Below are 13,735 nucleotides of genomic sequence, written 5' to 3'. Positions count from 1 at the left end.
ATGGTGACTTATTGGTCAATTCGCAGGGTTGAATGGATGAAATATCACCATTGATAGCTGACCAGCAACTTAGCATTGCGCCCATCCTGAGGGATTCCTTGCGGCGAGTAATATTCTTTATTAAAGGCGTTGCCCAATACTGCTGTCGTCGTGACTCCATTGAGTTTCCCTTGCCCGCGGTAGCTCAGATAAAAGTCATGTACGGCATAACCGGCGCGCGTTTTATAAGGTTTGCGTGGTGATGTTTGGGCATCATTGTCTTTCATGAATTGGGTGTTTTCCGCCATAGTGAGGACCCAGCCGGTGCTAAAACCGCTGTTGGCCATCGGGATATTCAAACGGCTGGTGACAGTGTCAGGATTGATGCTGTGAATAAATTGGCGAGTATCGAGGTTGATACCGCGGGTGCGGTTATAGGCTAGATTCCAATCAAACCGGTTGTTTTGGTAATCCAGCGAAGCATCCCAACCCCAGCTTTTGCTGCGGAGGATATTGATATAGGTGGAATAATTATCTTTAGGACCAAATTTAAACTTATCAAATCCAACCTTAACTTCACTAGTAATACGGTCTTTGGCGTCAATATTGAAATAGCTGGCCTTAAATTTGACGGTATCGTTATCGGCCAGCAGATTATCAAAATGCAACCCCAAACCGGCTTCACGTGTGACGTTACTTTCCGGTTTTAGATGTAGATTAGGTGTCCAATAATTAAAAGGAAAATGCAGTGAATTGTTATAAAGCTCAGCCAATGTGGGGGTGCGAAACGCCTGACTGTAAGCCCCAAACAGCATTAACCAATCTGTCGGATTGACGGTCATCGCGCCGCGGGTTGACAGGTTTTTAGCTTCTCGATCAGCAAAACCCTCACGGCTGTTTTTATAGCTATCGAAACGAGTCCCCACCAGTAAAGTCACGGGTAGGTCGCGAAGAGTCATTTCATTTTGTAGCCAACCAGAAGAAAATTTAATTTCAGCCGGGGGGAAACTGCGGGTCACTCCTTGCGGAATTTGCTGCTGGTGGTAGGTTTCAACACCATAAGTGAACAGATGTGCCGCCGGGCTGTGGGTAAATAGCGAGCTGCGATTTTCCAGTTTTACACCACGGGTTATCTGCTTGCGGCTGCCGTAGCCCTCAAGGCGCACATCGTCGTTGACATTAATCTCGGAAGTGTAAAGTTGCGTGGTGGCATCCAGCCAATCAAGGTGCTGCGGTTGTAGGCGGTAGGTTAGCTCGGCGTCGCGTTGGATAGTCGAGCGCGCCATCATCGGGTTTTTATTCCACTTCAGGTCTGGCGCACTCTGGTTGGCCATGCGGGGTTCCTGGGCGCGGCTGTTGTAATAACGCAGAGCCGTGCTTAATGATTGGCCATCAGAAAGGAAAATAGTGCCCTTAACCATCAGGTTATTAATGGCTTCGTCGTTGGGGGCATCATAGCCATTGCTTTGGCGGATATTTCCGACCATACGTTTACTCAGGGCAATAAGACCATCGAGCTGTTCGGTTCGGCCAAAAGCAGACATAGTAAGGCCCTGACTGTGGTAGGCACTGGCGCTATAATGGCTGATCCGCAGCCCCAACTTTTGCTCATCCGCCAGTAAATCAGCGGCATCAACCGTTTGGTAAGCAATCACGCCGCCCATGGCACCGCTGCCAAATAGTGAGGTCGATGGGCTACGAATCACACTGACTTTCTTGATCAATGCCGGGTCAAGAAATGTGCCATTAAAATGCGCCCCTTTGATGCCCTGACGAATACCGTCGATTAACACCAGCACACCGTATTGGTCATAGCCCCTGATATTGACATTTTGCCCATTGGTGCGGCCAACCCCGGTGATACTCACCCCCGGCACATTTTTTAGCATGTCGGCGGCGGTGGTGGCGGTTTGCTGTTGCGGCAGTGAAGCATCAATGACCGTCACCACACCATGGTGCTTAAAACTGTCGGCGCTGGCGCGCGTGCCGGTCACCTTTAGCGTGTCATTATGATGCTTTGATGAGGCGCTGGCGCTGGGCATTGACGATAACGCCAGGGTAATAATCAAACTGCATGAAGATAAACGAAAGACATGGGGCATAAACAGCTTTCCTTATATTATTCAATATAATCAATGGATTGCTGGCTGCCTGATTGTTAAGAATTCGGTGGCTGGCGGGGAATATAGGGGTTATCACCAGAGAAGTGACTCAGAATTACTTAGTCAATATGAGTTTCCCTGCTTTGGTTTGGCGCAAATAATAAAGCTGGCCTTGATGATTGATGGCGACAACATCATGTAACCCAAGCAATTGTTGGCTGTTAATACATGAAAATGGCACAGAGGGAAGTGTCTGGTCAGCGGTGTTTTGAGTGCGATAGGTGGTTTTGTGCATCAGGCGATTCTTTATAGTTTATATTATTATTAAATTGATAATGATTATCATCTCCATTTGTGGTTTGTTTCAATCCTATGTTTATTAGTCGTTATTTCGATACATTTTTTTTCATTAGTTATTGGCATTTTGACTGATTCGGGCAGGAAAAAAAGGGGGCATACAAATGGATTGGCTTTGTATATTTAGTGCAGTGATGGAATGCCCGTTAAGAAAAAGCTATTCCATCACTGTTATGCGGGGAGTTAATGCTAATTAACCTGGCTATTCATTGTTGATTAAAACGGTCATTGCTCATTAAAACGACTACTCACAGCATCCGCCAGTAAACTTAGCAACTGCTCAGTATCCGCCCAATTCAGGCAAGGGTCAGTAATGGATTGCCCGTAAGTCAGCGGTTGGCCGGCCACAATTTTCTGTGTGCCTTCAACCAGGAAACTTTCCGCCATAACCCCGACGATAGCGGTAGAACCGGCGCGGATCTGCTGGCCGATATCTGCTGCAACTTCTAACTGGCGGCGATGCATTTTCTGGCAATTGCCGTGGCTGAAATCCACCACCAAATGTTCGGGTAAATCAAATTCACGCAAGCTATCACAAGCCGCCGCGAGGTCAGATGCTCCATAATTTGGTGTTTTGCCCCCGCGCATAATGATGTGCCCGTAGGGGTTACCGCCGGTTTGATAAATGGTCATTTGCCCGGTTTTGTCTGGCGACAAAAACATATGGCTCGCTTGTGCAGCACGGATAGCATCAATGGCGATGCGGGTATTACCGTCAGTGCCATTTTTGAAGCCCACCGGGCAGGAGAGGGCTGATGCCATTTCGCGGTGGATCTGGCTTTCCGTCGTCCGAGCGCCAATTGCGCCCCAGCTAATCAAGTCGGCAATATATTGACCGGTCACCATATCCAGGAATTCAGTGGCGGTCGGCAGACCTAACTCATTGACGGTCAACAATAATCGCCGCGCCATTTCAATGCCCAAATTCACCTGACATGAGCCATCCAATGCGGGGTCTGAAATCAACCCTTTCCAGCCGACCACTGTCCGTGGCTTTTCGAAATAGGTGCGCATGACGATTTCAAGACGATCTTGATAGCGAGTCCGTAATACATTCAGCCGCGTTGCATAATCGATTGCAGCATCCAAGTCGTGAATCGAGCAAGGCCCGACAACCACCAATAAACGTGGGTCTTCACCGGTAAGTATTTTTTCAATCCGCTTACGTGACGCTGTCACGTTATCAGCAACAGACTCGGAAATCGGTAGTTTTTCCGCCAGTTGTTGTGGCGTAATCAAGCTATCGATGCGCGCGGTCCGCAGTTCATCAGTTTTGTGCATGAAAATTCTCTAAATCTGTTCTTCTCTGCGGCAGGAATACCGGGAAGTGATGACGATCACAATAAACCAAAAATAGATGAATTCAACCGCTAGCGTTATGATTTATACAAATTTTGATTAAATAATCTGTAAATTATTTCTTGTGGGTATTTTAAAATTAGAACATCCGGCGGCTCATCCCCAAAATATCCAGAATTTTGGTTGAGATCTCTTCGACGGAATAGTTGGTAGAGTTGAGATAGCGGATTTGATTTTTACGAAACAGCGCCTCGACTTCTCCAACCTCAATCCGGCATTGGCGCAGCGACGCGTAACGGCTGTTTTCACGGCGTTCTTCACGAATGGCAGCCAGCCGCTCAGGATTAATTGTTAAGCCAAACAACTTCTGCTGGAAAGGTTTCAGCGCCGCCGGAAGCTGCAAATTGTCCATATCATCGGCGATAAAAGGGTAGTTAGCGGCACGAATACCAAATTGCATGGCCAAATACAGGCTGGTGGGCGTTTTACCACAGCGGGAAACGCCCAATAAAATCACCTGAGCCTGATCGAGATTACGCAGCGAAATGCCGTCATCATGGGCTAGTGCGTAGTCAATGGCGGCGATGCGCGCGTCATATTTGCCCAGATTACTGGCAGTTAAACCATGGGTGCGGTTGAGTATGGGCTGCGGTGACACTCCCAGTTCGCCCTGAAGTGGGGCCACCAGCGCTTGCACAATATCTTGGCAGAACCCTTCACTATGCTGAATGATTTCCCGAACTTCAGCACTGATTATTGAATAGAAAACCAAAGGTCGGACGCCGGTCTCGCGATATATTGCATTAATCTTCTCGCACACCTCTCGAGCCCGCGTAGCGCTTTCAACAAATGGCAGCGTAAAGGTGGTCGCTTTGACCGGAAACTGAGATAAAACAGCATGACCGAGGACTTCTGCCGTGATTGCCGTACCATCCGAAATATAAAATACACTTCTTTCCACACTGACTCCTGAATAATTTTCTGGTCGATTTTTGCCGCTGTTTAACACTATCAGTGTGCCTTATTCGACCTATCGGTAAAGTGTTCGCTGTCAGAATAGCCTGAAAATAGTTTTTCTTGTTGGGTGGATCGATTCACCTGTCCATGAGGTATGGATGATTGTGCTAGTCTGAAACGTACCCTACTGATCGTCCATAATTAATGACCTGTAAAAGGATTGTTTCGATGCCCAACAATGGCCTAAACCCGTGTAATGTGCTTTGGTACAACCAGCTTGGCATGCATGATGTTGAAAGAGTGGGGGGCAAAAATGCGTCCCTGGGTGAAATGATAACCCATCTTTCAGAACTGGGTGTCTCGGTGCCCAATGGTTTTGCTACCACAGCCCAGGCGTTTAACGACTTCCTGGAGCAAAGCGGCGTTAATAACCGTATTTATCAATTGTTGGATCACACCAATGTTGATGATATTGCGGCGTTAGCCAAAGCCGGTGCACAAATCCGTCAATGGGTGATTGATACGCCGTTCCATCCTGAGTTCGAACAATCCATTCACGATGCGTATAAGCAGTTAGCGGATGTTCCGAATGCTTCCTTTGCCGTGCGTTCCTCAGCCACGGCGGAAGATATGCCGGATGCCTCTTTTGCCGGGCAGCAGGAAACCTTCCTGAATGTGCAGGGTATTGATGCCGTGATGATTGCTATCAAGCATGTCTTTGCCTCACTGTTTAATGACCGGGCTATTTCTTATCGTGTACATCAGGGCTATGACCATCGCGGCGTGGCATTGTCGGCGGGGGTGCAGCGGATGGTGCGCTCAGATCTCGCCTCCTCTGGCGTGATGTTCACCATTGATACTGAATCAGGTTTTGATCAAGTGGTCTTTATCACCGCAGCCCATGGTTTGGGGGAAATGGTGGTGCAGGGCGCGGTCAACCCTGACGAGTTTTATGTTCATAAACCCACATTACGTGACGGCAATCCCGCGATTTTGCGTCGTAATATGGGGTCGAAAAAGATTCGCATGGTCTATACCGAAAACCAAAACCACGGCAAACAAGTCCAAATTGAAGATGTGCCAGAAGCACAACGCAATCGTTTCGCTCTCAGTGATGACGAAGTGGAAGCACTGGCCCATCAGGCATTATTGATTGAACAGCATTATGGCCGCCCGATGGATATCGAGTGGGCGAAAGATGGCCATACCGGCCAGCTGTTTATCGTACAAGCGCGCCCAGAAACGGTACGTTCCAATCAGCAGGTCATGGAGCGCTACCAGTTGCATACGCAAAGTCATGTGCTGGTGGAGGGCCGTGCTATTGGGCATCGTATTGGTGCCGGGCCGGTTAAGGTCATTCATGATATCAGCGAGATGGACAGAATTCAGGCCGGTGATGTTCTGGTAACAGACATGACTGACCCTGATTGGGAACCCATCATGAAAAAGGCATCAGCCATCGTCACTAACCGTGGTGGACGAACCTGCCATGCGGCCATTATTGCCCGCGAGTTGGGGATTCCTGCGGTCGTGGGTTGTGGTAATGCCACGGATCTATTGAAAGAAGGGCAGAATGTGACGGTTTCCTGCGCTGAAGGGGATACCGGCTATGTTTACCATGAGCTGCTCGACTTCTCTATTCAAAGCTCTGAGGTCACAGAGTTACCTGATTTACCATTGAAAATCATGATGAATGTGGGTAACCCTGACCGGGCTTTCGATTTTGCCCGCTTGCCGAATGAGGGGGTTGGACTGGCACGGTTAGAATTTATCATTAACCGCATGATTGGCGTGCATCCAAAAGCGCTGCTGGAGTTTGATCTACAGTCAGCGGAGATTCAGGCTGAAATTAAGGCGCTGATGAACGGTTATGATAACCCGGTTGAGTTTTATATCGATCGTTTGACCCAAGGGATTGCGACACTGGGGGCGGCATTTTCACCCAAACGGGTCATTGTGCGCTTGTCAGATTTTAAATCTAACGAGTATGCCAACTTGGTCGGTGGCGAAAAATATGAACCCCATGAGGAAAACCCGATGTTGGGCTTCCGGGGCGCAGGGCGTTATATCGCTGACAGTTTCCGCGACTGCTTCGCACTTGAATGTGAAGCGGTTAAGCGCGTGCGCAATGAGATGAAATTGACCAACGTTGAGATAATGGTGCCTTTCGTACGCACCGTCGAACAGGCAAAAGCGGTGGTGGAAGAACTCGCCCGACAAGGGCTTAAACGTGGCGAAAATGGCTTGAAGATCATTATGATGTGTGAAATTCCATCTAATGCTTTATTAGCTGATCAGTTCCTTGAACATTTCGATGGTTTCTCTATAGGTTCCAACGATATGACTCAGTTAACTTTGGGGCTGGACAGGGACTCTGGTGTGGTGTCTGAGTTGTTTGATGAGCGTAATGAGGCGGTAAAAGCCCTGTTATCCATGGCGATTCAGGCGGCTAAGCGGCAGGGCAAATATGTCGGAATTTGCGGGCAAGGCCCGTCAGACCATGAAGACTTTGCGTTATGGTTGATGGATCAAGGGATCGACAGTTTGTCTCTTAACCCTGATACCGTGGTGCAGACTTGGTTAAGCTTGGCACAACATACCAAGCATTGATCAATACTGTCATCGAGCGTTTTCATTATCCGCAGCTATGGCTGCGGATTTAAATGCTGTTTGTCATTTCACGTTAGAAATAAATAGCAAAAAAAAAGCCCGTCTTAGGTGACAGGCAAAGACTACACACAGCAATACGTGTATTCGATTACAGATATTTAAATAAGCCATTATGAAATGAAGCTATCATGAAATGATTTATTTAAACTTCTCAGGGGAAAATTCTAATAATAATATTAAATAAATTCCTAGGGTTAGTCATTAAGAATCCTCTGAATAAAATCGATTAAATATATGTTTTTTATAAAAGTGATTTCGTCTTGTTATTAATGATGACCTTGTTTAATTATTTTATTGAGTCATCTTGTTTAATCAAGAATAGGATTGGTTGTGAGGAATATAAATATGGATATTAAAAGTCTTATTGTTTATTGATAATAGCGTAAATTGCTGGGTAATAGGGGTTAGGCAGCATAACCGCCAAACCTCTATTACCCGCCATCCTTCAAGCTGCATATGCATGGGCTGCTCTCGCTTACCCGAATCACTTACTGGTCTTGACCTTCAATATAAGTAAGCTCATCGGGATGTACTCGTTGGCCACCTTCCTGCAACTCGAATTATTTAGGGTATAAATTTCAAAGCTCTTCTAAATGTTTGGCAACTTCGGTAATGCTCTCTTCGGGTTCTGGTGCTTCGCTGACCCAAGCCGACGTCAATCGGTAAGAAATAGCCAATACCACCGGGCCGATAAATAACCCAATCATGCCGAATGACAGCAAGCCGCCAATAACGCCAGACAAAATTAATATCATCGGCATATCAGCTTCCATGCGGATCAGATAAGGTCGTAAAACGTTATCCATAGTTCCGACAACACAACTCCATACCAGCAATATGGTGCCCCAGGTTGAATCGCCCGTCCAGTATAGCCAGATGACGGCGGGGATCATGATTAGCAGAGGCCCAAGTTGCGCGACACAACAAATAAACATTAGGACGGTAAACAGCGTCGCGTATTGAATCCCAGCAATGGCGAGACCAATCCCGCCCAACACGGCTTGCACCAACGCGGTAACGACTACGCCTAACGCGACAGCGCGAATTGCTTTTGCCGCCAGCACCACCACGGCATCACCGCGTTTATCGGCCGCCCGTACTGCAAAATGGCGAATGCCTAAGCCCACTTGTTCCCCATGGAAATAGAGCAAAATACTGAACAGCACCATCAGCGCCAGATGAATCAAAAAGTAGCCGATATGGGCCGCTTGTGCGACCAACCAGGTTGCGGCGGCACCGACATAAGGCTGAACTTTGGCGATAAGCACATTCCCGCCACCGGCAATCAATGTATGCCAGCCGCTATACAGCTTGTTACCCACCAAGGGGACAGATTTTAACCAGGTGACATCGGGCATTTTTAAATTGGATGGGCTAGATGCCCACTGAATAAGCGGGCCACTGTTTTCGACCAGGCTACTGACCAGTAATGCGATCGGGATAACAAACAGTAAAATCAACAGGATGGTCATAATAATCGCGGCCAACCAGCGTTTGCCCCAAAGCAGATTTTGCAGCCGGATCAGCAGCGGCCAGGTGGCAATCACCACCATGCCAGCCCAGGCAAAGCCCATAACAAAAGGCTGCACCACCCAAAAACTGGCAATAATCATTATCATAATGAATATCACCCCAAACATCAGTTTAGGTAAATCGAAACGACGTAGCTGCGGGTCATTCATCACAGGGTTCTCACTTCACAAATTATGGCAAGGTGGCCATCGCACTGTTTTCTATGTACTCATTAAATTTTGCACTAATGAGAGCATTGTACCAATCTCATTCAGTCTCAGTGGTAATCATGGTGTATTTCGTCCGTTTTTAACAGACTGCTTGAGTTTTACTACTGCCTTTTTATCAAAAAAAGGCGAAGTCCTCGGCATAATATAAATCCGAAGGTGGAATGAATGCGGAGGGAGCGCGTATTCACAGTGTCCTGATTGTTATTTGTGCAATATAAAATTTTGATACTTAATAGTTTATGACGGTATTTGACCTTGGCTGATAGTCATCACTTTCGCATCATTCTGAATTGAGATAAATCGTTCGACAAAGGTGATTGCGAACAGATAATCTTCCAGTGGAATAATCCTTAAAACAATGACACATATAGATAGGGTCACACTAATGATCCCACAGATTTCTCAAGCACCGGGTGTTATTCAGTTGGTGCTGGATTTTTTGGATGCTTTGAAGCAACACGGATTCACCGGCGATACCGCCACCAATTATGCCGATCGCCTGACGATGGCGACGGACAACAGTATTTATCAACTACTGCCTGATGCCGTTATCTTTCCGCGCTCGACTGCGGATGTGGCACTGATTGGCCGTCTGGCAGGGCAGGAGAATTTCAAATCTTTGGTCTTCACCCCACGCGGGGGCGGGACGGGCACCAATGGCCAGGCATTGAACACCGGTATTGTGGTGGATATGTCGCGCCATATGAACCGCATTCTGGAGATCAATGTCGAGCAAGGCTGGGTACGGGTTGAGGCAGGCGTGATTAAAGACCAGCTTAATCAATACCTGCGGCCGTTTGGCTATTTCTTCTCACCGGAATTATCCACCAGTAATCGTGCCACTTTGGGCGGCATGATTAACACTGATGCTTCTGGTCAGGGCTCATTAGTCTATGGCAAAACCTCCGATCATGTGCTGGGCCTGCGCGCCATTTTACTGGGGGGTGAGATACTGGACACCCGCGCGATGCCGACGCCGCTGGCAGAAACAATTGCGCAGGAAGATTCCGTTACCGGCCGTATTTACCATACCGTGCTGAATCGATGTCGTGACCAACGTGCACTGATTCTGGAAAAATTTCCTAAATTAAACCGCTTCCTGACCGGCTATGATTTACGCCATGTGTTCAGTGATGACCTACAAACATTTGATTTAACCCGCATTCTAACCGGTTCCGAAGGTACGCTGGCTTTTATTGCCGAAGCAACCCTGGACATTACACCTTTACCGAAAGTTCGCCGTTTGGTGAATGTGAAATATGACTCTTTTGATTCCGCGCTGCGCAATGCCCCTTTTATGGTGGAAGCCAAAGCACTGTCAGTGGAAACCGTGGACTCCAAAGTTCTTAATCTGGCGAAAGAGGATATTGTCTGGCACTCGGTTAAAGAGCTGATTACTGATGTCCCTGATAAAGAGATGCAGGGGCTGAATATCGTGGAGTTCGCCGGTGATGACAAATCACTGATTGATAACCAAATGGCGGCACTTTGCCAGCGTTTGGATGATTTAATGGCGGCCCATGAGGGCGGGGTGATTGGCTATCAGATTTGCAGTGAATTAGCCGGGATTGAACGTATTTATGGCATGCGCAAAAAAGCGGTGGGGCTGCTCGGTAACAGTAAAGGGCAAGCCAAACCGATCCCGTTCGCCGAAGATACCTGTGTGCCGCCACAACATTTAGCCGATTATATTGTTGAATTCCGTCAGTTGTTGGATAGCCACAACCTGACTTACGGCATGTTTGGCCATGTGGATGCTGGCGTATTGCATGTTCGTCCTGCACTGGATATGTGCGACCCGCAACAAGAAATGCTGATGAAGCAGATCTCGGATCAAGTGGTGCAATTGACCGCGCGCTATGGCGGCTTGTTGTGGGGGGAGCATGGTAAGGGCTTCCGCGCAGAATATAGCCCGGCGTTCTTCGGGGAAGTGCTTTATCATGAGTTGCGGCAGATAAAATCAGCATTTGACCCCGATAACCGCCTGAATCCAGGGAAAATTTGTTCCCCATTGGCCAGTGACGCGCCGATGATGAAAGTCGATACCTCCGATAAACGCGGCACTCTGGACCGGCGCATCCCTCTGGCCGTCAGAACCTCATTCCGGGGCGCGATGGAGTGCAATGGTAATGGGCTCTGTTTTAACTTCGATACCCGCAGCCCGATGTGTCCATCAATGAAAATAACCGGTGACCGGATTCATTCGCCGAAAGGGCGGGCAACTCTGGTGCGGGAATGGCTACGGCTGTTATCCGAGCAAGGGGTTGACCCGGAGGCTCTGGAAAAGGGGCTGGCAACCCAGCGGCCTGGTTTGCTTGAGTTGAAACAGTGGCGCGGGTTAATTGAAAAGACGCGCAATACCTGGCATGCCAGCAAGGGTGACTATGATTTCTCTCATGAAGTTAAAGAGGCGATGTCGGGGTGTCTGGCGTGCAAAGCTTGCTCGACACAATGCCCGATAAAAATTGATGTGCCGGGCTTCCGCTCCCGCTTCCTCCAGTTGTATCACACCCGCTACCACCGGCCATTGCGTGATTATGTGGTGGCGGGAGTGGAAGACTATGCCCCATTGATGGCGAAAGCGCCGAAAGTGTTTAACTTCTTCCTCAAGCAACCTTGGGTTGGTGCGTTAAGTCGCAAAAGCATTGGTATGGTGGATTTGCCGCTGCTATCCAGCCCTAGCTTGAAGCAGTCATTGTCCGGTCATTACGCCAGCACCATGACACTGGAACAGCTTGAGAAGCTGCCCACCTCTGAGCGCAGCCAGCATGTTTTGATCGTGCAAGACCCGTTTACCAGTTATTACGATGCACAGGTGGTGGCCGATTTTGTCCGGTTGGTGGAGAAGCTCGGTTTCAATCCGGTGTTACTGCCATTCTCGCCAAATGGTAAAGCGCAGCATATCAAAGGGTTCCTGCAACGTTTTGCCAAAACAGCAGGGAAAACGGCCGATTTCCTGAATCGCGTTGCGCTCTTGGGTATGCCAATGGTGGGGGTTGATCCGGCCTTAGTGCTTTGTTATCGCGATGAATATAAAGAAATTTTGGGTGATTCTCGTGGTGAATTTAGCGTGCAGCTGGTGCATGAGTGGCTACAGGTGGCGCTGACGGAGCAACCCGAACAGCCAATGAGCGGCGAATCTTGGTATCTGTTCGGCCATTGCACCGAAACCACGGCGCTGCCAGCCAGTAGTCAGCATTGGGCCTCGATATTCTCCCGTTTTGGTGCCAAGCTGGAAAACGTCAGTGTCGGCTGTTGTGGCATGGCGGGAACCTATGGTCATGAAGCGAAAAACATCGATAATTCGTTAGGTATTTATGCATTATCCTGGCAACAGGCATTGCAAAAACTGCCGAGTAAACGTTGTCTAGCCACCGGTTACTCTTGCCGCAGCCAGGTTAAGCGTATCGAAGGCAACAGTTTGCGACACCCACTGCAAGCACTATTGGAGTTGGTTTAACCGGCGGCCTGACGATAATATTGACTCAAAGTTATTGGGATTGCAGGTCGGCAGCAAAGGGGCGAGCCCCATGGATGGGCCGAGTAATGAGGGCAGCTAACAGCGCTGCAATGTCATGAACGAAGGGGAAAATATGTTGTGGAAACGCACGGCGACACTGGAGCAGTTAAATCAGCAAAGCCAGGGCTGTATGGTTGGGCATTTGGGCATTGAATTTACACGATTTACTGATGAGGAACTGGAAGCTACTATGCCGGTCGATCATCGAACAACCCAACCTTTTGGCCTGCTACACGGCGGGGCGTCAGTGGTATTGGCGGAGTCGTTGGGGTCGATGGCGGGGTATTTATGTACCACTGACGGGCAACAAGTGGTGGGGCTGGAAATCAACGCCAATCACCTAAAAGCGGCCCGTTCTGGGAAAGTCCGCGGCTGTTGTCGTGCTATTCATGTTGGCCGCAGCCATCAGGTTTGGCAGATTGAAATTTTTGATGAACAAAACCGTCTGTGTTGTACTTCCCGTTTAACCACCGCAGTACTGTCGCCAGAGAAATAACCCCTCAAAATACAAGCCTATATGTGGCTCCGAACCGGAGCTACATTAATTCTTCTCGCATCCGCCTTGTCTTCATCTCCTGACAGTTTTGTTTTCTCGATAAATGCGGTGAATCTCTCTGATAGGTTCCCCCTTAGAGAGTTTTCAGCTAAAGTTAATAGAGAAATAGGTATTTTTTATGAATGTTTAAAAATACAGAGGTTAACCCCGATTAACCTCTGAAATAACAAGGGATTAAAACATCGCCGTGGTAATTATTCTTTTATTTCATGGCGATAAAAGTGCACTTGTTTATCCAGACCTCTTCGGCCATCGCAGCATGCTGGTTCGTTGCCGCCTCATTTGAGGTCTAAACGGTACTTTTCTTAATATCCCTGCAAAACAAACGGTTGAAGTGATAATTATTATCACTACCATTGTGAATAATCTGTGTTGGTTTCTCCATAATCAGCCAGCTAATTATTAACCTGAGAAATATTATTCCCACAGTAATGGGTGTTGCAGGTAGACAGCAAGTGAATGAGTCCCGATGAGCTGACTTGAGTCAATGATTCGGGTGAATGAATTTAGCTAACCCCCTGCGGCATCATGTACCAAGGGAGAGAATAAGGTA

General features: G+C 48.1%; 9 protein-coding genes and 1 other RNA gene. 3 read left to right on the top strand and 7 right to left on the bottom strand.

The features are described 5' to 3' along the window. Positions 1–44: 44 nt before the first annotated feature. The 4 genes from DX162_RS17200 to ppsR all read right to left on the bottom strand — a co-directional run bounded on the left by DX162_RS17200 (position 45) and on the right by ppsR (position 4,698). A complete protein-coding gene (locus tag DX162_RS17200; protein WP_032821158.1) occupies positions 45–2,081 on the bottom strand; it encodes a TonB-dependent hemoglobin/transferrin/lactoferrin family receptor in 2,037 nt (678 codons plus the stop codon). A gap of 115 nt (positions 2,082–2,196) precedes the next feature. Beyond that, on the bottom strand, positions 2,197–2,376 hold the full coding sequence (gene hemP / locus DX162_RS17195; RefSeq protein WP_004393332.1) for a hemin uptake protein HemP: 180 nt from the start codon (positions 2,374–2,376) through the stop codon (positions 2,197–2,199). A 287-nt stretch (positions 2,377–2,663) separates the two neighbouring features. Beyond that, on the bottom strand, positions 2,664–3,719 hold the full coding sequence (locus tag DX162_RS17190) for a 3-deoxy-7-phosphoheptulonate synthase (protein WP_004393333.1): 1,056 nt from the start codon (positions 3,717–3,719) through the stop codon (positions 2,664–2,666). 157 nt (positions 3,720–3,876) lie between these two features. After that, on the bottom strand, positions 3,877–4,698 hold the full coding sequence (ppsR, locus tag DX162_RS17185; RefSeq protein ID WP_032821159.1) for a posphoenolpyruvate synthetase regulatory kinase/phosphorylase PpsR: 822 nt from the start codon (positions 4,696–4,698) through the stop codon (positions 3,877–3,879). A gap of 224 nt (positions 4,699–4,922) precedes the next feature. On the opposite strand from ppsR, the gene ppsA reads away from it, so the two are divergent. Continuing rightward, positions 4,923–7,304, top strand: coding sequence for a phosphoenolpyruvate synthase (gene ppsA / locus DX162_RS17175; RefSeq protein ID WP_032821160.1), 2,382 nt, complete (start codon positions 4,923–4,925; stop codon positions 7,302–7,304). Between the two features lie 87 nt (positions 7,305–7,391). On the opposite strand, the gene rprA is transcribed toward ppsA, so the two are convergent. From rprA to DX162_RS22320, 3 genes are all read right to left on the bottom strand, one after another. Next, positions 7,392–7,516, bottom strand: an RNA gene (gene rprA / locus DX162_RS17170) — antisense sRNA RprA. Between the two features lie 426 nt (positions 7,517–7,942). Then, positions 7,943–9,046, bottom strand: coding sequence for an AI-2E family transporter YdiK (gene ydiK, locus DX162_RS17165; protein WP_004393336.1), 1,104 nt, complete (start codon positions 9,044–9,046; stop codon positions 7,943–7,945). Between the two features lie 297 nt (positions 9,047–9,343). After that, the gene (locus DX162_RS22320) at positions 9,344–9,487 is read right to left on the bottom strand and encodes a hypothetical protein (protein WP_004393337.1); all 144 of its coding nucleotides are present in this window, start codon (positions 9,485–9,487) and stop codon (positions 9,344–9,346) included. A 4-nt stretch (positions 9,488–9,491) separates the two neighbouring features. Here DX162_RS22320 and ydiJ point away from each other — a divergent pair, with 4 nt between their 5' ends. Both ydiJ and DX162_RS17155 read left to right on the top strand, forming a co-directional pair. Further along, the gene (gene ydiJ, locus DX162_RS17160) at positions 9,492–12,566 is read left to right on the top strand and encodes a D-2-hydroxyglutarate dehydrogenase YdiJ (protein WP_098080839.1); all 3,075 of its coding nucleotides are present in this window, start codon (positions 9,492–9,494) and stop codon (positions 12,564–12,566) included. Between the two features lie 133 nt (positions 12,567–12,699). Further along, positions 12,700–13,122 carry a hotdog fold thioesterase gene (locus tag DX162_RS17155; RefSeq protein ID WP_032821161.1) on the top strand — a complete coding sequence of 141 codons (423 nt, stop codon included), beginning with the start codon at positions 12,700–12,702 and terminating at the stop codon, positions 13,120–13,122. The last annotated feature ends 613 nt before the right edge of the window (positions 13,123–13,735 follow it).

The organism is Yersinia kristensenii, assembly GCF_900460525.1.
In the GTDB taxonomy this organism is placed as follows: domain Bacteria; phylum Pseudomonadota; class Gammaproteobacteria; order Enterobacterales; family Enterobacteriaceae; genus Yersinia; species Yersinia kristensenii.
Note: the sequence above shows the minus strand (reverse complement) of the source record. Positions and strands in the feature narration are given on the sequence as shown.